The organism is Flavobacterium alkalisoli, from assembly GCF_008000935.1.
Lineage (GTDB): Bacteria > Bacteroidota > Bacteroidia > Flavobacteriales > Flavobacteriaceae > Flavobacterium > Flavobacterium alkalisoli.
Map to the genome: position 1 here is coordinate 108,260 of NZ_CP042831.1, position 24,895 is coordinate 133,154.

The window sequence follows — 24,895 nt, forward strand, 5'->3', positions numbered from 1 at the left end:
TCAAAGTTAAGGAAATATTACAATCCTATAAAGTGGAAATAAGGGTTATTTCGTAATATTGTTAATTCTATAAATCAAAAACCATTAACACCTTATCATTCAAAATGAAACTTCGCTGGTACTTTCTTTTCATTGCTTCTTTATCATGCTTATTATCCTGCAACCAAACCACAAAAAAGGAAATTCATATTGATAACACCGAAATCAAAACTGAAAGCACAACCAACAACAGTGACAGTCTTGCCAAAAGACTAAATGATTCTATCAAACTGGAATCTTATTACGAATGGAGAAAAGATATAAAAACCATAGAGTCGTTGCACGGTAATTCATCCCCCCTTACCCAATGGGAAAAAGAAAAGGATACTTTGATGATTAATGAACTCCTAGCCCAATACCCCGATTTACTTACATTATACCAATACAACGACAACTCTTTAGATGAACTGAAAAAAGATTTACACTTTGTTGATGTAAACGGAGATAAACATAACGACATTATTTTTCAGGGTAACTCAGGTGGCGAATCAGAAATGACCTCAATCTATCTTAGTGATGGATATACCTTCGAGAAAATTTTTAGTGAATACCAATATATTGAAAACTTACAGTTTGATGATAACAAACTCATTTCTTTTGAGATGTTTTCCCCTGGATGTTGTGCAGATCCGCAAATAGTTATTTTTGATTATGAGGTAAGCCACAACAATCATACTATGTCATTTAATATTAAAAAGGCACGAGGATATTTAGATTATACCGAAGCTCCTACAGATATGCTCAAAGAACCTGTTTTCTTTGCCATAACTAAAGAAACTGTTCCTGTTCGCTGTGACAGTTATGTTCTTGATGATACCCCTAACCCTGAATTTGAAGGATATGGTAATCAAGGGAATAGTATTGCCGACATAACAAAAGGAAAAGTGGGACAGGCAATTGCATATAAAACATCAAACTCTCAGGAATGGATTTTCGCATTATTACCCTGTGAAGACAGCAACTATGAATATTACAGTCTTAATGACAAAAGCAGCACTTCTTATACTAAAGAAATGTATTGCTGGCTATTAAAATCTGAAACTGATCTAAAATAACTTAAAATGCCATTTTGATGAAAAATTTTTTACTTCCATTATATCTTTTTATCCATTTGAGTATCTTATTAATTATTATTCTTCATGAGATGGGACATGCCATGTTTGCTGTTTTATTTTCTAATAAAGAAGCAACTATTTATCTGGGCTCACACGGCAATCAAAAAAAGAGTTTAAACTTTAAGATTGGACTTTTCAATTTTTACATTAAAAAAAATATATTTAAATGGAGCGGAGGACTATGCAAAAATGGGGGTGAAATGAATTTTTATCAATCCGCAATATATCTATTGGCCGGACCTCTTTTACCCTTATTGACAGGTATATTGTTACTATTTATATCAAGAAAATATAATAGTGAATATTTTTATGGTTTTTCATTCGTTTTTACCGGGATGAGTTTTTTGAGCCTTGTACAAAATCTTTACCCTAAAAAAAACGGAATAAGCCTAAAAAGCGGAGCTATTATACCTAACGATGGCTACTCACTAGTCAGATTGTTTCGATATAAAAAAAGATACCCTGAATATGTTAAAGCTATCAATCTTTTCAATGAAAAAAAATACAGTGAGGGTGTTTTAATTTTTAAAGATCTTATAGACAAAGGACTCAACGACGACAATATTATTAAAGTAGCCATAGGTTCTGCCCTTATGTCAAAAAACTATAAAATTGCAGAACAAATTATTAATGAATATGGAGATAGCATAGAACCTGATGCTAATCATTACATCAATATGGGTTATTTCTATTCAATCATGGAAAATCATGATAAGGCAATGGAATACTATTCTAAATCACTTAAATTAAATAAAAGTTGGCATGCTTATAACAATATTGGCTATCACCTAAACCTTTCTGGTAATTATACCGAAGCTCTTGGTTATTTTGACAAGGCCATAGCTATAAATCCACATGCATATCCGTTTAATAATCGTGGACTGGCAAAAATTAAATTAGGCAACGTTGAAGAAGGCCTTGCCGACCTTGAACATGGACATACACTGGACCCAGAAAATTCGTATTATTATAAAAATAAAGGAATTTATTATTATGATCTAAACGAATACTCTAAAGCTCTTGAGCATTTTAAAAAGGCCAAGGAAATGGATGCAGATACCTATAAAATTGATTTTGACATTGAACAAGCAGAACAGCAATTTGCAAAACTAAATATATGAGAATATTTATTTTACTTACCTCCCTTTGTATTTCAAGTATTGCCACCGCACAAAACACAACTGATTTAAATAACTTTTTCAATCAGCTTAGTACTGAAAGACACTATAAAATAAAACGTATTGAAGAAAAAAAGATTGAAATAGACACTTTCGAACTGATATTTCTAGATAAGGAACATATTAAAAAGTATATATCCGATGATGATATAGAATATTTCAGGAAACAAATCATGACCCCTGGTGATACGCTATGGCAAAAATCTGAGTTAAAGGATTTCAAACTACTAAACAAAAAAACTATTAAAAGGATTAGTCACAGGACTATGAAGAGAATGCGTATTTTTCCTAAAAGTAATTTTTATTATTCTTTTTCAGCCCCTATTTTCTCCCTCAGCGGAGAATATGCTCTCATTGAGGAGAGATTTCATTGCGGACTAATGTGTGCTGAGTTTAGCCTTAGTATATACCGAAAAGACCCTTATACAAAGGAATGGAAGAAATTTATAGCGGTTTTTTCTGCAAGTTCTTAAAAATATTAAATAAAAAAACCCACTCTAACGAGTGGGTTTTGCTTTTATATTAAGCCTGACCTGCAGGCCCAAAACTCAAAGGAAGCGGCGGTTGTTCCGTTTCGCTTATCGGGCCGTGAGCGGCTTCAAAGCGCTGGATATTCTCGCCTAGTGCCTTAAGCAGCCTTTTGGCATGCTGAGGCGTTAATACAATTCGTGATTTAACTTTAGCTTTAGGCACGCCTGGCATAATGGTTACAAAGTCCACTACAAACTCAGAAGCTGAGTGGTTTATAATTGCCAGGTTAGAATAGATACCTTCAGCTGTTTTTTCATCCAGTTCAATATTTATTTGTCCCGGTTGCTGTTTTTGATCACTCATTTGTATTAGTAATTAAATTCCTCTTTAGGAGTTAGTAATTCATTATACTCTTCTTTAGAACCTACGATAATGTTATCATAATCCCTCATACCTGTACCAGCAGGTATTCTGTGTCCTACAATAACGTTCTCTTTAAGTCCTTCAAGTCCGTCAACCTTACCAGCTACTGCTGCCTCGTTAAGTACTTTTGTAGTTTCCTGGAACGATGCTGCAGAGATGAACGATTTAGTTTGAAGCGATGCTCTTGTAATACCCTGAAGTATTGGAGTAGCAGTTGCCGGAACAACGTCTCTTGCCACAACAAGGTTTTTGTCACCACGCTTAAGGATTGAATTCTCATCCCTTAACTCACGAGGAGTAATGATCTGACCCGGTTTAAGGGTATCAGAATCACCAGCATCTTCAACAACTTTCATTCCGTAAAGTTTATCATTCTCAACGATAAAGTCGCTAGTATGAGCTAACTGATCTTCTAAGAATAATGTATCTCCCGGATCTTCAATCTTCACTTTACGCATCATCTGACGGATAACAACCTCAAAGTGCTTATCGTTGATTTTTACACCCTGTAGTCGGTAAACTTCCTGAATCTCATTTACAAGGTACTGCTGTACTGCAGAAGGCCCCTGTATTCTTAAGATATCGTCCGGAGTAATAGCACCGTCTGAAAGTGGCATACCCGCTTTCACGTAGTCATTCTCCTGAACAAGTATCTGGTTAGAAAGTTTTACAAGATATTTCTTGATCTCACCAAATTTAGACTCAATTACAATCTCACGGTTACCTCTCTTGATCTTACCAAATGATACTACACCGTCAATTTCAGATACTACTGCCGGGTTAGAAGGGTTACGTGCTTCAAGAAGCTCGGTAATCCTTGGTAAACCACCGGTAATATCACCCGCTTTAGATGAACGCCTAGGTATCTTAACAAGTACCTTACCAGCCTTAATCTTCTCACCGTTATCTACCATAAGGTGGGCACCTACCGGTAAGTTGTAAGAACGGATTAGTTCGCCATCATTTCCATAGATCAATAAAGTAGGGATTAATTTCTTATTCCTTGCTTCAGAGATTACTTTCTCCTGGAATCCGGTCTGCTCATCGATCTCAACAATGAACGATTGTCCCTGCTCGATATCTTCATAAGCAATTTTACCGGTAAACTCAGATATAATTACCCCGTTATAAGGGTCCCATTTACATATTACAGTACCTTCATCAACTAACTGACCGTCTTTCACATAGAAACTAGAACCGTAAGGGATGTTGTGTGTGTTTAAAACAATTCCGGTGTTCTCGTCAACAAGTTTTAACTCAGTAGAACGTGATACCACGATATCTACCTCATTACCTTCGCTGTCTTCACCTTTAACTGTTTTAAGGTCTTCGATTTCAAGTCTACCACGGAATTTAGTGATGATGCTTGATTCCTCAGAAATGTTACCAGCGGTACCACCCACGTGGAACGTACGTAGTGTAAGCTGTGTACCCGGCTCACCAATTGACTGTGCTGCAATAACACCTACTGCCTCACCTTTTTGTGTCATTTTAGCTGTAGCAAGGTTACGTCCGTAACATTTTGCACATATACCTTTAGGAGCCTCACATGTTAATGGAGAACGTACTTCTACGCTTTCAATTGGTGAAGCTGTAATAGCTCTAACTTCTGCTTCAGTAATCTGCTCACCAGCGTGAACAAGAACTTCTGAAGTAAGCGGATTGATAACATCCTGTAAAGCTACACGTCCTAATATTCTTTCTCCAAGAGATTCTACTACCTCTTCGTTTTTCTTAAGGGCAGTAACCTCAATACCTCTTAAAGTACCACAGTCTACAGAGTTTACAATAACGTCCTGAGAAACGTCATGCAGCCTCCTTGTAAGGTAACCCGCATCGGCAGTTTTAAGAGCCGTATCCGCAAGACCTTTACGAGCACCGTGAGTAGAGATAAAGTACTCAAGGATTGAAAGACCTTCTTTAAAGTTTGATAAGATAGGGTTTTCGATAATCTCACCACCACCGGCAGTCGATTTCTTAGGCTTAGCCATCAAACCACGCATACCTGTTAACTGACGAATCTGCTCCTTAGAACCCCTCGCCCCAGAGTCAAGCATCATGTACACCGAGTTGAAACCTTGCTGGTCTTCTCTAATGTTTTTCATTGCAAGCTCAGTAAGTAATGCGTTAGTAGAAGTCCATACGTCAATAACCTGGTTGTAACGCTCGTTATTGGTAATAAGACCCATGTTATAGTTCATGGAAATAGCATCTACCTGCTCGTTTGCATCAGCGATAAGCTCCTCTTTTCTTGCAGGGATAATAATATCACCTAAGCTGAAAGAAAGACCACCTCTAAATGCGAAACGGTAACCCATATCTTTAATATTATCAAGGAAGGCAGCCGTTGTAGGTACATCGGTAGCATTTAAAATCTTACCGATAATATCCCTTAACGATTTTTTAGTTAATACCTCATTGATATATCCTGCTGCTTCAGGTACGACTTCGTTGAATAATACCCTACCTGCAGTAGTTTTTATAATTTGGTAAACAAGTTCACCTTCTTTGTTAAAGTCTTTAGCCCTAACTTTTACAGAAGCGTTAAGCTCTACTCTACCTTCGTTTAAAGCAATGTTTACTTCTTCAGCAGAATAGAAAGTAAGGCCTTCACCTAAAATCTTGTGCGTATCTGTAGACAAACGTTCTTTGGTCATATAGTAAAGACCAAGAACCATGTCCTGAGATGGTACAGTAATAGGCGCACCGTTAGCAGGGTTAAGTATGTTGTGTGAAGCAAGCATTAATAGCTGTGCCTCAAGAATAGCCTCCGGTCCTAGCGGTAAGTGAACCGCCATCTGGTCACCGTCAAAGTCGGCGTTAAACGCCGTACACACTAACGGGTGCAGCTGAATCGCTTTACCTTCAATAAGTTTAGGCTGGAATGCCTGAATACCTAAACGGTGAAGCGTAGGAGCACGGTTAAGTAATACAGGGTGTCCTTTAATTACGTTTTCAAGGATATCCCATACTACAGGCTCTTTTTTATCGATTATCTTTTTAGCCGATTTAACTGTTTTTACAATACCTCTTTCGATAAGCTTACGGATAACGAATGGTTTGTAAAGCTCAGCAGCCATATCTTTTGGAAGACCACACTCAAACAGTTTCATCTCAGGACCAACAACAATTACCGAACGTGCAGAATAGTCAACACGTTTACCAAGTAGGTTTTGACGGAAACGTCCCTGTTTACCTTTTAATGAATCTGAAAGCGATTTAAGCGGCCTGTTTGATTCTGTTTTAACAGCAGAAGCTTTTCTTGTGTTATCGAATAACGAGTCAACAGATTCCTGAAGCATACGTTTTTCGTTACGAAGGATAACTTCCGGTGCTTTAATCTCCATTAATCTCTTAAGACGGTTGTTACGGATAATAACCCTTCTGTAAAGGTCATTAAGGTCAGACGTAGCAAAACGTCCACCATCAAGAGGTACTAACGGACGAAGCTCTGGCGGGATAACTGGTATAACTTTAAGAATCATCCACTCAGGGCGGTTTTCCCTGTTAAGGTTAGCCTCACGGAAAGATTCTACAACCTGTAATCTTTTAAGTGCTTCTGTTTTACGTTGTTTAGACGTTTCTGTATTTGCGCTGTGACGTAGGTCATAAGATAACTGGTCAAGATCGATTCTTGCCAATAAATCCATAATACACTCAGCACCCATTTTAGCGATAAACTTGTTAGGGTCTGTATCGTCTAAGTATTGATTTTCCATCGGAAGAGAATCTGCAATATTCAGGTACTCCTCCTCTGTTAAAAAGTCTAGTTCTTTAAGCGCCTCCCCATCAGGACCCTTAGCAATACCCGGCTGGATAACCACATACCTTTCATAGTATATGATCATGTCTAATTTCTTAGACGGAAGGCCAAGAAGATAACCAATTTTGTTTGGTAATGAACGGAAGTACCATATGTGAGCAATAGGCACAACAAGATTGATGTGTCCTACTCTGTCACGACGTACTTTTTTCTCCGTAACCTCTACACCACAACGGTCACAAACGATTCCTTTATAACGGATTCTTTTGTATTTACCACAAGCACACTCAAAGTCTTTTACAGGACCAAAGATACGCTCACAGAAAAGTCCGTCCCTTTCCGGTTTGTGGGTACGATAGTTAATGGTTTCCGGTTTTAACACCTCACCTCTTGATTCGGCAAGGATTGACTCCGGAGAAGCAAGACCTATCGAAATCTGGTTAAATCTTTTAACGGTATTTTTATCTTTTAATCTCGTCATGATATGAATCTATCAATTATATTAAAAACGCTATAAAAGGGAATGGCGCCAAGGCACCACTCCCATGGAAATTTATTCTTCTAATCTGATGTCTAGTCCAAGACCTTTAAGCTCGTGCATCAATACGTTGAATGATTCCGGCAATCCTGGTTCCGGCATGGTTTCACCCTTAACGATAGCCTCGTAAGTTTTAGCCCTACCAATTACGTCATCCGATTTAACAGTCAGTATCTCCCTTAAGGTACTAGAAGCACCATATGCCTCAAGAGCCCATACCTCCATCTCTCCAAAACGCTGACCACCAAACTGAGCTTTACCTCCAAGAGGCTGCTGAGTGATAAGCGAGTAAGGACCGATAGAACGTGCGTGCATCTTATCATCTACCATGTGACCCAGTTTAAGCATGTAGATAACACCTACAGTTGCTGCCTGGTGGAAACGCTCTCCGGTACCACCATCATATAGATAAGTGTGACCAAAACGAGGTATTCCAGCCTCATCGGTAAGCTTGTTGATCTGATCAAGCGAAGCACCATCAAAAATAGGAGTAGCAAACTTCTTACCTAACTTCATACCAGCCCATCCAAGAACAGTCTCATAAATCTGACCAATGTTCATACGAGATGGTACCCCTAGTGGGTTAAGAACGATATCTACCGGTGTTCCGTCTTCAAGGAATGGCATATCCTCCTGACGAACTATCTTAGCAACAATACCTTTGTTACCGTGACGACCCGCCATTTTATCACCCACTTTAAGCTTACGTTTCTTAGCGATGTAAACTTTAGCAAGTTTTAAAATTCCTGATGGAAGCTCATCCCCTACAGTAATAGTGAATTTCTCTCTTCTTAATGCACCCTGAAGGTCGTTCAGCTTAATTTTATAGTTGTGGATAAGGTCGTTAACCATAGCATTGGTTTCGTCATCCGTTGTCCACTGTCCTTTAGTTAAGTGAGCGAAATCTTCAACAGCATAAAGCATCTTCTGAGTATATTTCTTACCTTTTGGTAATACTTCCTCACCAAGATCATTCATTACTCCCTGAGAAGTTTTTCCGTTAACGATATTAAATAACTTATCGATAAGTCTGTCTTTAAGCTCATTGAACTTAACTTCAAACTCCATTTCAAGTTTAGTTAAATCGTCTTTATCTTTTGTACGTTTGCGTTTATCTTTTACTGCTCTCGCAAATAATTTCTTATCAAGAACAACACCATGTAATGATGGAGAAGCTTTTAATGAAGCATCCTTAACATCACCCGCTTTATCACCAAAGATAGCTCTTAACAGCTTCTCTTCCGGTGTAGGGTCAGATTCTCCTTTAGGAGTAATCTTACCGATAAGGATATCACCAGGTTTAACTTCTGCACCAATCCTGATCATACCGTTCTCATCAAGATCTTTAGTAGCCTCTTCACTTACGTTAGGAATATCGTTGGTTAACTCTTCGTTACCTAATTTAGTATCCCTTACCTCTAGTGAATAATCGTCTACGTGGATAGATGTAAAGATATCATCACGAACTACTTTTTCAGAAATTACAATCGCATCCTCAAAGTTGTAACCTTTCCAAGGCATGAATGCCACCTGAAGGTTTCTACCAAGAGCAAGCTCACCGTTTTGTGTTGCATAACCTTCACAAAGTACTTGTCCTTTTACAACTCTGTCACCTCTTCTAACGATAGGCTTAAGGTTGATACTTGTACTCTGGTTAGTTTTTCTGAACTTGATAAGTTTGTATGTTTTATCATCCGTATCAAAGCTTACGCTTCTCTCACGATCTGTTCTGTCATACTTAATAGTAATCTCATTTGCATCAACATACTCAACAACACCATTACCTTCGGCATTGATAAGTACCCTTGAATCTGACGCTACCTGACGCTCAAGACCGGTACCAACGATAGGTGAATCAGGACGTAACAATGGTACGGCCTGACGCATCATGTTTGATCCCATCAACGCACGGTTAGCATCATCGTGCTCAAGGAATGGAATTAATGAAGCTGAAATTGAAGCGATCTGGTTAGGAGCAACGTCTGTATAATGTACTACAGATGGCTCAACAACCGGGAAGTCACCCTCCTCACGGGCAATAACCCTTTCGGCAGTGATATCACCTTTTTCATTCATCTCAATATTTGCCTGAGCAATAAGCTTACCTTCTTCTTCCTCTGCACTTAAATAAACCGGTTCTGACTCTAAATCAACTTTACCGTTTTCTACTTTACGGTAAGGTGTTTCAATAAAGCCCATTCCGTTTACTTTAGCATAAACACCAAGAGAAGAGATCAAACCAATGTTTGGACCCTCCGGCGTTTCAATAGGACATAAACGTCCGTAATGCGTATAGTGAACGTCTCGCACTTCGAAACCTGCTCTCTCTCTCGAAAGACCACCAGGGCCTAATGCAGACAATCTTCTTTTGTGTGTAATCTCTGCTAATGGATTAGTCTGGTCCATAAACTGAGATAGCTGGTTAGTACCAAAGAAAGAGTTGATAACTGACGACAATGTTTTAGCATTGATAAGGTCAATTGGTGTAAACACCTCGTTATCCCTAACGTTCATACGCTCTCTGATGGTTCTCGCCATACGCGCTAAACCAACGCCAAACTGAGCCGAAAGTTGTTCACCTACAGTTCTTACACGACGGTTTGATAAGTGGTCGATATCATCAATCTCTGCTTTAGAGTTGATAAGCTCGATTAGATATTTAACGATAGTAATGATATCCTCTTTGGTAAGCACCTGCTTATCCATAGGAATATCAAGATTTAGTTTTTTGTTCATTCTGTAACGACCAACTTCACCTAAGTTGTAACGCTGATCTGAGAAGAACAATTTATCTATAATGCCACGAGCCGTTTCCTCATCAGGCGGTTCTGCATTACGCAGCTGACGGTATATATGCTCAACAGCTTCTTTTTCTGAGTTTGTTGGGTCTTTCTGTAAAGTATTATGGATAATAGCATAATCTGCCTGATTATTATCCTCTTTGTGTAACAGAATAGATTTTACATTAGAATCAATGATCTCCTCAACATTATCTTTGTCGATAAGAGTATCCCTGTCTAATATAATCTCATTACGCTCAATAGACACTACCTCTCCTGTATCCTCATCCACAAAGTCTTCATGCCACGTGTTAAGAACACGAGCAGCAAGCCTTCTGCCTATATACTTCTTAAGACCGGTTTTAGAAACCTTAACCTCTTCAGCAAGGTCAAAAATTTCAAGGATGTCTTTATCCCTTTCAAAACCAATTGCTCTGAATAATGTTGTAACCGGTAACTTTTTCTTCCTGTCGATGTAAGCATACATCACATTGTTGATATCGGTTGCAAACTCAATCCAGGAACCTTTAAAAGGAATTACCCTTGCAGAATATAATTTTGTTCCGTTTGCGTGGAAGGATTGACCGAAGAAAACACCCGGTGATCTGTGTAACTGAGATACAACTACACGCTCTGCACCATTGATAACAAAAGTACCGCTAGGTGTCATATAAGGTATAGTACCTAAATATACGTCCTGTACAATTGTCTCAAAATCCTCATGCTCAGGGTCTGTACAGTACAGCTTTAACCTTGCCTTTAATGGCACGCTGTAAGTTAGCCCCCTGTCTATACACTCCTCAATTGTATACCTAGGCGGATCAACAAAGTAGTCAAGGAACTCCAGTACAAACTGATTTCTGGTATCAGTGATCGGAAAGTTTTCCATGAAGGTGTTATAAAGACCTTCGTTGCCTCTTTCGTCAGATTTAGTTTCAAGTTGAAAGAAATCCTTGAAAGACTTAACCTGAATATCCAGAAAGTCAGGGTACGCAGGAATGTTTTTCGTAGAGGCAAAATTTAATCTCTCAGTCTGATTTGTTATCATCAATGGACAAAATTTTGATTAAAAAAGTTTAATAAGAAAGCGTATAATGTTATTATACGAAAAATGGTTTAGGCCTTTGAGAGATTTTCTCAAGGCCTAAACCTAGGTTTTCAAACCGAAGTCTGCTTATTTAAGCTCAACTACAGCTCCAGCTTCTTCTAAAGATTTTTTAAGACCTTCAGCCTCGTCTTTAGCAACACCTTCTTTTACGTTTGCAGGAGCAGAATCTACAAGATCTTTAGCCTCTTTAAGACCTAGACCAGTAAGTTCTTTTACAGCTTTAACAACAGCTAGTTTAGAAGCACCAGCGTCTTTAAGCACTACAGTGAATTCTGTTTGCTCAGCAGCAGCCTCAGCACCAGGACCAGCAGGACCAGCAACAGCTACAGCAGCAGCTGCAGGCTCGATACCATACTCATCTTTTAATATTGTAGCTAGTTCGTTAACTTCTTTAACTGTTAAGTTAACTAATTGTTCTGCGAATTGTTTTAAATCTGCCATTTTCTATCGTTTTAAATAGTTTTTAAAATATATAATTTATTAAGTGCGTACTCGCGTTGGTTATTATCTTTCAGATAATGTTTTAACAATACCCGCAATCTTGCCTCCACCTGATTTAAGAGCAGAAACAACATTTTTAGCAGGCGATTGAAGTAATCCGATGATGTCTCCGATAACTTCTTCTTTAGATTTAAGAGCAACAAGAGAATCTAACTGGTTGTCGCCGATAAATACCGCCTCATTAATGTAAGCTCCTTTTAATAAAGGCTTATCAGATTTTTTACGGAATTCTTTGATTACTTTAGCAGGAGCGTTTCCTACTTCAGCATACATAATAGAAGTGTTCCCTTTTAATACCGATGGTAATTCACCATAGTTATTTTCAGAAGACTCCATTGCTTTCTCAATAAGAGTATTTTTAACAACCTCTAACTTGATACCTGCTTTAAAGCAAGCTCTTCTTAAGTTTGAAGTAGTTTCTGCATCAAGGCCCGATATATCTGCAAGATAGATCACATTTGAACCGGTTAACTGTGCAGTTAAATCTTCAATAACTCTTGATTTTTCTTCTCTGGTCATAATAAAACTTTTTAACTACCAATTATACCGCTTTAGGATCTAAAGCAATAGCAGGACTCATAGTACTAGAGATGTGAATACTCTTAATGTAAGTACCTTTTGCTGCAGTTGGTTTTAATTTGATTAATGTTTGAATAATTTCGTGAGCGTTCTCAGAAATCTTGTCAGCATCAAAAGATACTTTTCCGATTCCGGCGTGAACAATACCGGTTTTATCAACTTTAAAGTCAATTTTACCAGCTTTCACTTCCTGAACAGCTTTTGCAACGTCCATAGTTACAGTACCTGTTTTAGGGTTAGGCATTAAACCTCTTGGACCTAAAACTCTACCTAACGGACCTAGTTTACCCATAACGCTTGGCATAGTGATGATAACATCAACATCTGTCCAACCGTCTTTAATTTTTTGAAGGTAGTCATCTAAACCTACGTGGTCTGCACCAGCAGCTTTAGCTTCAGCTTCTTTATCAGGAGTTACTAATGCAAGTACTCTAACGTCTTTACCTGTACCGTGTGGTAATGTAACAACCCCTCTAACCATTTGATTCGCTTTCCTAGGATCTACACCCAAACGTACTGCGATATCAACAGACTCATCAAATTTTGCAGAAGCAACTGTTTTGATTAATGCAGAAGCATCTTTCAGAGAATACAGCTTGTTCTTTTCAATTTTTGAAGCAGCCTCTTTTTGTTTTTTTGTCAATTTTGCCATGTCTTTTTTTTCTTTTTACGATTAAAAAGGAGCTGTTCCTGATACTGTTATACCCATAGATCTTGCAGTTCCGGCAACCATACTCATTGCTTTCTCAATAGTGAATGCATTTAGGTCAGCCATTTTGTCTTCTGCAATAGCTCTAATTTGATCCCAAGTAACGCTAGCTACTTTCTTACGGTTTGGTTCACCTGAACCCGACTTTAACTTAGCAGCTTCTAATAATTGAATAGCTGCAGGTGGCGTTTTAACAACAAATTCAAAAGACTTGTCTTTATACACAGTAATTTGTACTGGTAATACTTTGCCTGGTTTATCCTGAGTTCTAGCATTAAATTGCTTACAGAACTCCATGATGTTAACTCCAGCAGCCCCCAAAGCAGGTCCAACCGGTGGCGAAGGATTCGCAGCACCTCCCTTAACTTGTAGTTTAACTACTTTACTAATTTCTTTAGCCATTTCTTTAAAAGATTTAGCACATCTTCATTTGGAAGCGAATGATGTGATTTTATATATTAGTGTAACAAAAATTATACTTTTTCAACCTGCATAAAGCTTAACTCCAATGGTGTCTTTCTTCCAAAAATCTTAACCATCACCTCAAGCTTACGCTTATCTTCGTTAACCTTCTCAACTGTACCGTTAAATCCGTTAAACGGCCCGTCGATAACTTTAACTGTTTCACCTACTACGTAAGGTATCGCAACGTTATCTGTCTTAACAGAAAGTTCGTCTACTTTACCCAGCATCCTGTTAACTTCCGAAAGACGTAACGGCACAGCGTCTCCGCCTTTAGTTTCACCAAGGAAACCAATAACTCCGGAAATTGACTTAATTATATGAGGTATTTCTCCGGTTAGATTTGCTTCAATCATAACATATCCCGGAAAATAAACTCTGTCTTTGCTAATTTTCTTACCATCTCTAACCTGTACTACTTTTTCAGTAGGAACAAGTACCTGAGAAACATAATCAGCCATACCTAAACGGCTTATCTCAGTTTCGATGTAGTTTTTAACTTTATTTTCCTGACCGCTTACCGCTCTAACCACATACCATTTTTTGACATTGTTATCAGTCATCGTAATAAAATTAATTTTTTAAGAAATCATAAATTCTCGCAACAACAACTTCAAACCCTCTATCAACTGCAAATGTTGCTAAAGCAAAAAGTATAGAAAAAACAGCAACAATAATAGTTAATCGCTGTACTTCTGACCATTCAGGCCACGTTACATTTGTCTTTAACTCAGTAAATGCTTCTGATATATAATTGGTAACCTTTGCCATATAATTTCGTTTTTTGCACGGGCGGAGGGATTCGAACCCCCATCAACGGTTTTGGAGACCGCTATTCTACCCTTGAACTACGCCCGTTTGTTATAAAAGCCGGCAGTTACAAAAGCACTGCCGGCCTTTTATTATTTAACTAATAAATTAGTCTAGAATTTCAGTAACCTGACCAGCACCTACAGTTCTACCACCCTCACGGATAGCGAAACGTAGACCTACGCTAAGAGCGATTGGGCTAAGTAATTGTACATCAATAGTAAGGTTATCACCAGGCATAACCATCTCAACACCTGCAGGTAAGTTAATAGTACCTGTTACGTCAGTTGTACGAACGTAGAACTGAGGACGGTAGTTGTTATGGAATGGAGTGTGACGACCACCTTCTTCTTTCTTAAGGATATAAACCTCTGCTTTGAATTTAGCATGAGGCTTAACTGATCCTGGCTTACAGATAACCATACCACGACGGATATCAGCTTTATCTATACCACGAAGAAGTAGACCTACGTTATCACCAGCTTCACCTCTGTCAAGGATTTTACGGAACATCTCAACACCTGTAATAGTAGATGTTAATTTGTCAGCACCCATACCAATGATTTCTACAGGATCACCTGTGTTAGCAACACCAGTTTCGATACGACCTGTAGCAACAGTACCACGACCAGTGATTGTGAATACGTCTTCAACAGGCATAAGGAATGGCTTCTCTCTATCACGTACCGGCTCTTCGATCCAGTTATCAACTGCATCCATAAGCTCCATAACAGTATCAACCCATTTTGGCTCACCGTTAAGTGCACCTAGAGCAGAACCTTTAATTACAGGACCGTTATCACCATCATACTGATAGAATGATAATAGGTCACGGATTTCCATCTCTACTAGCTCAAGTAGCTCAGCATCATCAACCATATCCACTTTGTTCATGAATACAACGATTCTTGGAACACCTACCTGACGACCTAGAAGGATGTGCTCACGAGTTTGTGGCATTGGACCATCTGTAGCAGCAACTACAAGAATAGCACCGTCCATCTGAGCAGCACCAGTAACCATGTTCTTAACGTAATCCGCGTGACCTGGACAGTCAACGTGAGCGTAGTGACGGTTAGCAGTAGCGTACTCTACGTGAGATGTATTAATAGTAATACCCCTTTCTTTTTCTTCAGGAGCATTATCAATTTGATCAAATGATCTTGCTTCAGAAAGACCTGCATCAGCTAATACTTTAGTAATAGCAGCAGTCAAAGTTGTTTTTCCGTGGTCAACGTGTCCAATAGTACCAATATTCAAGTGCGGTTTGGAACGATCAAAAGTTTCCTTTGCCATGATTTAATAATTTAATCTTAGTTATATAATTAGTGTTCAAATTTTTACTAATATTGAGCCAATGACGGGATTTGAACCCGTGACCTCTTCCTTACCAAGGAAGCACTCTACCCCTGAGCTACACCGGCTTAATCCTAAACTCTCGCTTAGAGTTAGTGGGGAGAGCAGGATTCGAACCTGCGAAGGTTTCCCAACGGATTTACAGTCCGTCCTCGTTGGCCGCTTGAGTATCTCCCCTAACCTTTATCTTCAGTTGCTTTTCAAAAAACTTTGAGCCGATGGAGGGACTCGAACCCACGACCTGCTGATTACAAATCAGCTGCTCTAGCCAGCTGAGCTACACCGGCAACTTAGAATAAAAAAAGTCCGCTATTTCTAACGGACTGCAAATGTATAGATTTTTTATTTTAATCAAAACATTTTTGAACTTTTTTTTCAGTTATGAATGCGCTCTTACTTTTTGTTTTCTTTTCACCAATAAACGCTCCATGGAATCAGCCGCTAACATTACAGCCTCCTCAAATGTCTTACACTGTTTTTTGACTACAAATTCGTCTCCGGGAACACTAACTTTAAGCTCTGCAATCTTATTAATTTTTGCACTCGTATTATCCAGTTTAAAAAACACATCAGAACATACAACTCTGTCATAATACTTATCAAGCTTATCCAATTTTTCCTGAACATAGCCAACCAGTTTTCTGTCAACATTAAAGTTGACTGCATGAACATTTACTTTCATAAACATAACTTTTAAAATAGTTAAACATTATGAATCATTTCGGTTACGGGGATGCGCTTCCTGATATACTTTTTTAAGCTCCGCAAGACTGCTGTGCGTGTATATTTGAGTAGAAGACAAACTTGCGTGACCTAATAATTCTTTTACTGAGTTTAAATCTGCTCCGTTATTGAGTAAATGTGTAGCGAAAGTATGACGCAACACATGAGGACTCTTTTTAACCTTAGCAGAGACAACACTAAAGTAACTATTTATTAACCTATAAACAAAAGATTCACTCACTTTTTGACCCCTCCTGTTTAAAATTAACACATCTCTGTCTACTATATTTTCAAGCTCATTTCTTTCTGTAAGATATTTTGTAATAAGTTGAGCAGTACAGCTCAAAACTGGCAATATCCTCTCCTTATTTCTCTTACCCAAAACCTTTAAAGTCTGCCCGCCTTTATCATACGAGTTGAGCTTTAAACCAATAAGCTCTGCCCTACGCATACCTGTTGTATAAAATAGCTCAATAATAAGCCTGTCCCTAACACCATCAAAATCATCAGTATATTCCATTTCTTCATATACAGCAGTAAGCTCTTTTTCAGAAAAAGGAACCTGTACTTTTTTTTCCGTTTTAAGCGATTTGTGTTTTTGAAGCGGATTGATCTCAATCTGCTTTGCACGAAGTAAAAATTTATAAAACGATTTAAGCGAAGATATCTTTCGGTTTACCGAGCGGTTAGACAAACCCTGCTCTACCAAATTTACTATCCAACCCCTAATGTGACCGTAAACCACATCTTCAAGCTCCATACTTTCATCATGCTGTTTGATAAAAGACTCAAATTCAGACAAATCATTAGTATAAGCCTTAAGGGTTAAAAGAGAATAATTCTTCTCCTTTAAAAGATAGTCTGCATATGCCTGTTTAGAATTAACCATAAAAAAACCGTTAACAGCAAAGTTAATGAACTTTTCTGTTAACGGTTATTATTTTAAATCCAAAAAAATAATTAGTTCTCTACTGAGTCTCTTAATGTTTGGATATAAGCTGCTTTCTGGATTTGAGCTCTTCTTACAACAGATGGTTTCGTGAACTGCTGACGACTTCTTAGTTGTCTAACAACTCCTGTTTTATCAAATTTTCTCTTGTAGCGCTTTAGAGCTCTATCGATATTCTCTCCGTCTTTAATTGGTATAATCAACATAATATAACACCTCCTCTCGTTAAGGGTGCAAACTTATAAAATATTTTTTGATTAAAAACCAATTATTCAAATTTATTTTACCGACCAAACAGTATACCCATGAGGGGGCGCCTGAATTTTTACCCAGGTATCACCCTGAGTAGTAGGCTCCCAACCGGAATTACCCGTATAATCCTTTATAACTGTATTAGCCCAGTTAGTATCTACCCACCTTTCCTGCCATGAATTACTATTATTAATATAAACCACCAGCCCCGGGCTACCGTTTCTTCTTGCCACATACTCATCATTATCTGCATAAAGATAAGTTGTGTTACCCGAAGCCTTATTATTATGTATCCATATAAGGTTATTCATCTTATTCTTATCCAGCCACTCTTCATAATCCCTGTAAAACACACAAGGATAGCCTTCATGCGTCATTATGTAAGCATACGCCAATAACTTATTATTATATATCTCATCGGTATCGTGGTTTGCAACAAAAGTTACAGCTTTATAAGAATTACGTTTTAAAAGCATATCTCCGTTTAGCTGAGTAAGATCATTACCCATAAACGCATCCCTCATCCTGTAATAACATGCAAAGTCAAAAGCACTGGCCTCAGCCTGATTAGCCCACCACTCTAAAGTAGCAGCGTTACCGTCCCAATACTCTCCTACAGCAAAACCTCCTGCAGCATTCTTAAAGTTCTTAACCACCCACGGTTCAAAACCTTTTACATAATCAAAGCGCCAACCGTCAAACCCCATTACATTCTTATAATATTTAGCTATGGAGTTAGAGTTGTTATACAACCAGTCCTGTACATATTGCTTATCATGACACAAATCAGGATATCCGCCAAATGAACCGGAATCTCCGGAATGCACATCATTAGGATGAAAATCATAATAAGACCTGTTAAACAATCCCGATGCCGGCTGAAAATCAGTCCATGTATTACCTCCCGTAAAAGGATTAGCCTGCGAAGCACCACCGCTGTTGTGATTAATAACGATATCAGCTATAACACTTATACCATTTGTGTGAGCCGTAGAAATAAGCGACTGAATCTCTGACAGAGACCCGAAGCGTGTTTCTGTACTACCCATTTGATTATAGCTTCCAAAATCAAAATAATCAAAAGGATCGTATCCCATTGAATACGGGCCATTTTGCGCCTTAGTAGCCGGAGGAAGCCATATAGCATCTATACCGGCGTTTTTCCATGCAGGCACTTTACCTTTTACAGTATTCCACCATGTACCACCAGCCGGAACATCCCAGTAAAAGGCCTGCATCATAACCTTAGAACCTATAGCCTTTGTATTGAATACCGGAGTGGTAACCTCCTGACTTGTCTGGATGTCATCTTTAACATCCGCTTCATCGCTACAGCTTATTAAAGCCAAAGCGAACAGTAGAGTAAATATGTATTTCATAATTAAAAGGGTTAAATTTTACTTAATCTACATATTTAACTCCTTAATTTTACGAAATCAAAAAATATTTTAACACTACAACGTTGTAATGTTGATAAGTTTAATAAAAAAGAGGAACTTATATATAAGCTCCTCTTTTACAATTATTTATAATTTAAATAATTAGTCTTTTAATATGTTTCGTGATATTACAAGTTTCTGGATTTCAGTTGTTCCTTCACCTATAGTACATAATTTGGAGTCTCTGTAAAACTTCTCAACCGGGTAATCCTTGGTATAACCATACCCTCCATGTATCTGTACCGCTTCATTAGAAACCCTCACACATACTTCAGATGAATACATTTTACCCATCGCTCCCGCAACAGTCATTTTCTTATTGTTATTCTTAAGATAGGCTGCTTTGTGAAGTAACAATTCAGATGCTTCGATTTCTGTAGCCATATCGGCAAGCTTAAAAGCAATACCCTGGAAGCTACTGATAGGCTGACCAAACTGATAACGCTCTTTAGAATATTTAAGAGCTGCCTCATAAGCTCCTTTTGCTATACCTAACGATAAAGCACCAATTGATATCCTACCACCGTCAAGAACCTTCATTGCCTGAACGAAACCATCACCTACTTCACCTAATCTGTTTGCATCCGGCACACGGCAGTTATCAAAAATAAGCTCGGCCGTTTCGCTGGCACGCATACCTAATTTATCTTCTTTTTTACCACTTGTAAAACCAGGCATGCCTTTTTCAAATACAAAAGCAGTCATACCTCTTGAGTCACCTTTTTCTCCGGTACGAACAATTACCACAGCTATATCACCCGATTTAGCGTGAGTAATAAAGTTCTTAGCACCGTTAACAATCCAGTGGTCTCCATCTTTTACAGCAGTAGTATTCATTCCCCCTGCATCAGATCCCGTATTGTGTTCAGTTAAACCCCATGCACCAATATGCTCGGCAGTTGCCAGTTTAGGAAGCCATCTCTTTTTTTGTTCGTCATTACCAAAAGTAAGGATATGATTTGTACATAAAGAGTTATGTGCCGCTACCGACAAACCTATTGAAGGGTCTACCTTAGATATTTCTTCTACAACAGTAATATATTCATGATAACCAAGTCCAGTTCCTCCATATTCTTCCGGAACAAGAACTCCCATATATCCCATTTCGCCAAGTTTCTTAAAAAGGTCTACCGGAAAGTGTTGTTTTTCGTCCCATTCCATAATATTAGGACGTATATGCTGATCTGCAAAATCCTTAATGGAGTCAGCAATCATTTTTTGGGTTTCGCTATATTCGAAATTCATTTTGACTATTTTTTTTTTAGAATTCCAAATATAAGGCAATTATTTTTTCTTTTTCAACAGGAAAACCATTTATTTCTAACAAATCCTCAATTTTAGAAAAGTTTCCTAACATGCTGCGTTGGGTAATAATTGCTCTGGCTAAATCTTTATTAAAATAAGGAAATCTTGAAAGTTGATGTAAAGAAGCCGTATTTACATTTATGGTGTTTACTTCTGGCTGCGTTATTACTGCAAACCTATCGTATATATCATGCAGAGAATTAGCAGGAACATCTCCAAAATCATCCAGCTGATTCATATTCACATAACCACCAAGCTGTTCCCTTTTTTCTACAATACACTTGGCATAATAAGGCCCTATACCATATACGGCCTGCAATTGTTCACTGGTTGCTATATTAATATCTATTACTTTAAACCCTTCTTCTTTTACATGTTTTTCTTTCGCCTCTCCCTTACTTACCATAACATCAGGTTTTTGAGAAAAACGCAGGTAAGGTTTTAGCTTTATCAATAAAGTATCATGTATGCCGGTAACTCCCTTAAACTCTTCGGAAGAGTTAACATAAGCCCCGGTTTTTCTAAATGCTGTAAGTTTATAAAGCTGTTCTTCATTCAGCCCAAGTATATACGCTTTGTAGTCGGAAATGAAATTAGGATTAAAAGGAAATATAGTATCTTTCTTAACAGACTTCGCTTCTTTAAGCTTGTCAATCTCTTCCTGATGAGACAACCATTCTGCCTCTTCAGGAGAAACCTCTTTATTACCCGAAAAACCAAATGAGGTGAATATAAAATAGCCAGCCTGAAAAATAATAATCAGGAACAGTAAAGCCATAACACCCTTTCGTTGCCCTTTAGTAAAACGCAAAAAGAATCCGAAAGGTTTTTTCATTCTTAAGAATCTATGAGAAGTTTACAAATCGAATACCGAACTGCGTTTGGTATAAACAGCATCTTTTAAGCGAAGCCAGAAAGCAAGCGTAAGATATACCCCAAACCATAACCCAACAGTTACAAAGGATATATATATAAAGAACAGTCTTACGTTTGTAGCACGCATACCCAGCCTGTCGGCCAGACGGGCTGACACACGAAAACCATGTCTTTCAAAAAAGTGTCTGATGTTTGTTACAAATGACATAAATAGAATTTGAACTCCAAATTTAAACAAAAAGTTAGTATTATCAGCTTTTAATAAGCTCTAACCCTAAAGCGCACTGCATACATTTTTTATAAGCACAGTATTCATTCCTTAATTGCAATAAAGACTGACTATCGTATGCCGATTCTACCGGAACTTTATAATATCTAAACTTATCGATAACAGCATTCTTTTCAGGCGCTATTTCCTGAAGCAGGGTAATCATTTCCTCGTCTGATTCTTTGCCTACATATTTATTATAAGCAAACTTAAACGGGATAACTGTATTAATAACCAACAGATCTATAAATGACGACGAAAGGGTTTTTCTTTTTCTCGTACTTTCTTTATCAAACTGATAATGGGTTTGCCAATAGTCTCCTGCCTGAATCCTTAAAATATCATGAATACTTTTTAACGAATCTGCCTCTATTATTTTAGAAAATAGGTTTTGATGCAAATGATATAACTGTGCTAATTGCGACAGACGTATAGTAGGGAAATTATCGGGGCGCAGTTTAAAAAACTGCAGTTCGTTTATATAGACTTCTTCAAACCTGTATTTGGTAAAGAGGTAATTGTACCTTGCCTGTAAATCTTTATAGTAAACATCCTCTTTATCTCCTTTAAGCACTCCTGCTCTACCCATAAATAGTGCTTCAAGGTTTTCTGCCTCAAATCCTTCTTTCCTTATAACAGAAAACGGAATTGACCTTGCTATTTTATAAAAAATCTCTCCGTTTGTATTTAACCCAAAGTTCTTAGCCAAAAAGCAGAACAAAACAGCCTCCCAGTCATTTGACGTTTCTTTTGCCAGTTCTAATATAGGGAGAGATTTTCTTTCAAGCCTCTCAAAAAATAATCTCTCTTTCCAGTTGGCAAAAACAAAACTGTTTACCGTAGCTAACTCCTTTTCACAATATATCCAGGTTTTGGGAGCAGTTAACGAACGGTAACTATCTACAAGGTTTTTATCTGTATAATCCTTTAATTGTAATACCGGAATCTCAGTATTATCCTTTCTAAAGATTTCCGTATCATGTTCCCATACCACATGAAGTACCACATTTTCATAAGCGGCATCACGTTCATGATTATGCACATACCAATCGGAAGACTTTAAATGTATCTCCACATTGCCTGCCCATTTTTGTGTACCTATTATAAGCTGTGCATTAAAAAAGTCAGGCCCTGCCTGTTGCAGGTATTGCCCTGAGTTAAGTATCTCTATTTTTTCTCCTTTTGTAGTATGTAGATTCAACAGATCAAACTTTTTGAACTGCCATAAATAGTGGAGGAAATCTTCTTTCATTTTAGGGTGTGGTTATAAACCCCTAAAGTAAAGAAAAATCTTAAAAAAGCTTTATCTGATTATTATGAAGTAAATAAAGTTTAGCACAGGCTCTAGCATCAGACAATGCCTCATGGTGATTAAGTTCAATACCGTTGCGCTCACTACAATATTTTAAATTAGCAGGCTTATAGCCTTTTGCCCTATAAATACGACAGGTGCACTCCCATTTATCTGCCAGCTCCAGTTCGTCATAATACAATCCGTAGTATCTCATGGTCTTTATCAGCACATTCCGGTCAAAAGCCTCATTATGTGCTACAATCTTCCTACCGTAAAGCCTTTTTTGTATTTCGGGAAAAATATCATCAAAAGTTGGGATATCAAGAGTCTCTACAGGTTTTATACCGTGTACCATTATATTCCTGTACCAGTATTCATTTTCAGGTGGCTGGATAAGGGTATAATATTCTTCAGTTATTTCACCATTTTCAACAGTTACAATACCTACTGCACAGGCACTATGGGCATAACCGGTTGCTGTTTCAAAATCTATGGCTGTAAACGTACTCATATTAAAAAAGAAAAGAGCCATAAAGGCTCTTTTCAAATATAGTCAAATTATTTTATCGAACTTATGATATCATGCTTGGTTATAATATGGTGCTTACCATTTCCTAAATCTACCAATACAGCCTGATTATCTTTATTGATTAGCTTAGACACTTCTTCAATTGGGGTATTAGCCTGTACTACAGGATATGGTTTACCCATTACTTCCCTGATTGGTTTTTCGGCTATATCCTTATCTTCTACATAACTTCTGAATAAGTCTGTCTCATCAACCGAACCTATAAAGCCATTAGTGTCTATAACAGGTATTTGTGATATTTTATATTTACGTAAACGCTCTATGGCATGCGATACCAATTCTTCGGTTCTTACTACCACAAGAGGTTTATCCGCATGATCTTTAATTAAATCTTCTGCTTTAGTAATTTCCTCGTCAAGGAAGCCTCTTTCACGCATCCAGTCGTCGTTAAACATCTTACCCACATAGCGGCTTCCGCTATCATGGAATAAAACAACAACAACATCATCCTTTTTAAAGTTCTCTTTCAGCTGAAGCAATCCTTTTATAGCAGCCCCGGCAGAGTTACCTACAAATATGCCTTCTTCAAGAGCCAGTTTTCTGGTATATACCGCTGCATCTTTATCAGTCACTTTAGTAAAACCGTCAATTAAGGAGAAGTCAACATTTTTAGGTAATATATCTTCACCTATACCTTCTGTGATATAAGAATAAATTTCATTCTCATCAAATACTCCGGTTTCATGGTATTTTTTGAATACCGAACCATAAGTATCAATACCCCATATCTTGATATTAGGGTTTTTCTCTTTTAAATATTTTGCAACACCAGATATAGTACCTCCTGTACCTACCCCTACTACAAAATGTGTAATCTTTCCTTCCGTCTGTTCCCAAATCTCAGGACCTGTCTGCTCATAGTGAGCAACCGCGTTAGACGGATTATCATATTGGTTAACATACCATCCGTTAGGCGTTTCTTCCGCAAGCCTTTTTGACACCGAATAATATGAGCGTGGATCGGTAGGTTCAACATCAGTAGGACAAACCACCACCTTTGCTCCAACAGCCCTAAGAATATCCATTTTCTCTTTAGACTGCTTGTCTGAAATAACACAAATAAGCTTATACCCTTTAACAATAGCCGCTAAAGCAAGTCCCATACCTGTATTTCCCGAAGTACCTTCTATAATAGTTCCTCCCGGTTTTAAACGACCGTCAGCCTCTGCATCCTCAATCATTTTTACAGCCATCCTGTCCTTAACAGAGTTGCCCGGATTAAAAGTTTCAACCTTTGCCAAAACCAAAGCTTCAATATCTTCAGTCAGCTTATTAAGTTTTACTAAAGGTGTATTACCAATGGTTTCAAGTATGTTTTTTGCGTATTTCATTATAATAGTAAATGTTGCCTCAAATTTGAGGACAAAG

23 protein-coding genes and 4 tRNA genes are annotated in these 24,895 nt (G+C 37.9%); 3 read left to right on the plus strand and 24 right to left on the minus strand.

Annotated elements, in window-relative coordinates:
* The first annotated feature begins 104 nt into the window (after positions 1 to 104).
* Genes FUA48_RS00405 through FUA48_RS00415 form a run of 3 tightly spaced genes read left to right on the plus strand, consistent with a single transcriptional unit; the run spans position 105 to position 2,805 of the window.
* The gene (locus FUA48_RS00405; protein WP_147581604.1) at positions 105 to 1,094 is read left to right on the plus strand and encodes a hypothetical protein; all 990 of its coding nucleotides are present in this window, start codon (positions 105 to 107) and stop codon (positions 1,092 to 1,094) included.
* Positions 1,095 to 1,111: 17 nt separating this feature from the next.
* On the plus strand, positions 1,112 to 2,275 hold the full coding sequence (locus FUA48_RS00410; protein WP_147581605.1) for a tetratricopeptide repeat protein: 1,164 nt from the start codon (positions 1,112 to 1,114) through the stop codon (positions 2,273 to 2,275).
* Positions 2,272 to 2,805, plus strand: a complete 534-nt coding sequence (locus tag FUA48_RS00415) for a hypothetical protein (RefSeq protein WP_147581606.1) — start codon at positions 2,272 to 2,274, stop codon at positions 2,803 to 2,805. The genes FUA48_RS00410 and FUA48_RS00415 overlap by 4 nt, the downstream gene beginning before the upstream one ends.
* A 49-nt stretch (positions 2,806 to 2,854) precedes the next feature.
* On the opposite strand, the gene FUA48_RS00420 is transcribed toward FUA48_RS00415, so the two are convergent.
* The 24 genes from FUA48_RS00420 to FUA48_RS00535 form a co-directional block, all read right to left on the minus strand.
* On the minus strand, positions 2,855 to 3,166 hold the full coding sequence (locus tag FUA48_RS00420; protein ID WP_129751654.1) for a DUF3467 domain-containing protein: 312 nt from the start codon (positions 3,164 to 3,166) through the stop codon (positions 2,855 to 2,857).
* Positions 3,167 to 3,171: 5 nt separating this feature from the next.
* Positions 3,172 to 7,470, minus strand: coding sequence for a DNA-directed RNA polymerase subunit beta' (rpoC, locus tag FUA48_RS00425; RefSeq protein WP_147581607.1), 4,299 nt, complete (start codon positions 7,468 to 7,470; stop codon positions 3,172 to 3,174).
* A gap of 72 nt (positions 7,471 to 7,542) precedes the next feature.
* The gene (rpoB, locus tag FUA48_RS00430) at positions 7,543 to 11,355 is read right to left on the minus strand and encodes a DNA-directed RNA polymerase subunit beta (RefSeq protein ID WP_147581608.1); all 3,813 of its coding nucleotides are present in this window, start codon (positions 11,353 to 11,355) and stop codon (positions 7,543 to 7,545) included.
* A 126-nt stretch (positions 11,356 to 11,481) separates the two neighbouring features.
* Entirely contained in the window at positions 11,482 to 11,856 is a 375-nt protein-coding gene (gene rplL, locus FUA48_RS00435) for a 50S ribosomal protein L7/L12 (protein WP_147581609.1), read from the minus strand.
* A 63-nt stretch (positions 11,857 to 11,919) separates the two neighbouring features.
* Complete coding sequence (gene rplJ, locus FUA48_RS00440) at positions 11,920 to 12,435, minus strand: 50S ribosomal protein L10 (RefSeq protein WP_147581610.1); 516 nt, start codon at positions 12,433 to 12,435, stop codon at positions 11,920 to 11,922.
* A gap of 22 nt (positions 12,436 to 12,457) precedes the next feature.
* On the minus strand, positions 12,458 to 13,147 hold the full coding sequence (rplA, locus tag FUA48_RS00445) for a 50S ribosomal protein L1 (RefSeq protein WP_129751649.1): 690 nt from the start codon (positions 13,145 to 13,147) through the stop codon (positions 12,458 to 12,460).
* Between the two features lie 21 nt (positions 13,148 to 13,168).
* Entirely contained in the window at positions 13,169 to 13,606 is a 438-nt protein-coding gene (gene rplK / locus FUA48_RS00450; RefSeq protein WP_129751648.1) for a 50S ribosomal protein L11, read from the minus strand.
* A 71-nt stretch (positions 13,607 to 13,677) separates the two neighbouring features.
* Positions 13,678 to 14,229, minus strand: coding sequence for a transcription termination/antitermination protein NusG (gene nusG / locus FUA48_RS00455; protein WP_129751647.1), 552 nt, complete (start codon positions 14,227 to 14,229; stop codon positions 13,678 to 13,680).
* 10 nt (positions 14,230 to 14,239) lie between these two features.
* Entirely contained in the window at positions 14,240 to 14,437 is a 198-nt protein-coding gene (secE, locus tag FUA48_RS00460; RefSeq protein WP_129751646.1) for a preprotein translocase subunit SecE, read from the minus strand.
* Positions 14,438 to 14,453: 16 nt separating this feature from the next.
* Positions 14,454 to 14,524, minus strand: a tRNA-Trp gene (locus FUA48_RS00465).
* Positions 14,525 to 14,584: 60 nt separating this feature from the next.
* Positions 14,585 to 15,772 (minus strand): elongation factor Tu, encoded by a 1,188-nt coding sequence (tuf, locus tag FUA48_RS00470; RefSeq protein WP_129751645.1) that lies wholly within the window; start codon positions 15,770 to 15,772, stop codon positions 14,585 to 14,587.
* Between the two features lie 56 nt (positions 15,773 to 15,828).
* Positions 15,829 to 15,900 (minus strand) — tRNA-Thr (locus tag FUA48_RS00475).
* Between the two features lie 28 nt (positions 15,901 to 15,928).
* Positions 15,929 to 16,009 (minus strand) — tRNA-Tyr (locus FUA48_RS00480).
* A 36-nt stretch (positions 16,010 to 16,045) separates the two neighbouring features.
* Positions 16,046 to 16,119, minus strand: a tRNA-Thr gene (locus FUA48_RS00485).
* A gap of 92 nt (positions 16,120 to 16,211) precedes the next feature.
* Complete coding sequence (gene hpf, locus FUA48_RS00490; protein WP_129751644.1) at positions 16,212 to 16,514, minus strand: ribosome hibernation-promoting factor, HPF/YfiA family; 303 nt, start codon at positions 16,512 to 16,514, stop codon at positions 16,212 to 16,214.
* Positions 16,515 to 16,541: 27 nt separating this feature from the next.
* A complete protein-coding gene (locus tag FUA48_RS00495; RefSeq protein WP_147581611.1) occupies positions 16,542 to 17,444 on the minus strand; it encodes a tyrosine-type recombinase/integrase in 903 nt (300 codons plus the stop codon).
* Positions 17,445 to 17,515: 71 nt separating this feature from the next.
* Positions 17,516 to 17,710 (minus strand): 30S ribosomal protein S21, encoded by a 195-nt coding sequence (rpsU, locus tag FUA48_RS00500; RefSeq protein WP_129751642.1) that lies wholly within the window; start codon positions 17,708 to 17,710, stop codon positions 17,516 to 17,518.
* Positions 17,711 to 17,782: 72 nt separating this feature from the next.
* Positions 17,783 to 19,135: an alpha-amylase gene (locus FUA48_RS00505; protein ID WP_147581612.1), complete on the minus strand. Its 1,353-nt coding sequence runs from the start codon at positions 19,133 to 19,135 to the stop codon at positions 17,783 to 17,785.
* 162 nt (positions 19,136 to 19,297) lie between these two features.
* Positions 19,298 to 20,440, minus strand: coding sequence for an acyl-CoA dehydrogenase family protein (locus FUA48_RS00510; protein ID WP_147581613.1), 1,143 nt, complete (start codon positions 20,438 to 20,440; stop codon positions 19,298 to 19,300).
* 16 nt (positions 20,441 to 20,456) lie between these two features.
* Positions 20,457 to 21,335: a ComEA family DNA-binding protein gene (locus tag FUA48_RS00515; protein ID WP_147581614.1), complete on the minus strand. Its 879-nt coding sequence runs from the start codon at positions 21,333 to 21,335 to the stop codon at positions 20,457 to 20,459.
* A 21-nt stretch (positions 21,336 to 21,356) separates the two neighbouring features.
* Complete coding sequence (locus FUA48_RS00520) at positions 21,357 to 21,584, minus strand: PspC domain-containing protein (protein ID WP_129751638.1); 228 nt, start codon at positions 21,582 to 21,584, stop codon at positions 21,357 to 21,359.
* Positions 21,585 to 21,627: 43 nt separating this feature from the next.
* Positions 21,628 to 22,896, minus strand: coding sequence for a DUF2851 family protein (locus FUA48_RS00525; protein ID WP_147581615.1), 1,269 nt, complete (start codon positions 22,894 to 22,896; stop codon positions 21,628 to 21,630).
* 40 nt (positions 22,897 to 22,936) lie between these two features.
* Complete coding sequence (locus tag FUA48_RS00530) at positions 22,937 to 23,449, minus strand: 3'-5' exonuclease (protein WP_147584929.1); 513 nt, start codon at positions 23,447 to 23,449, stop codon at positions 22,937 to 22,939.
* Positions 23,450 to 23,496: 47 nt separating this feature from the next.
* A complete protein-coding gene (locus FUA48_RS00535; protein ID WP_147581616.1) occupies positions 23,497 to 24,858 on the minus strand; it encodes a pyridoxal-phosphate dependent enzyme in 1,362 nt (453 codons plus the stop codon).
* Positions 24,859 to 24,895: the final 37 nt, after the last annotated feature.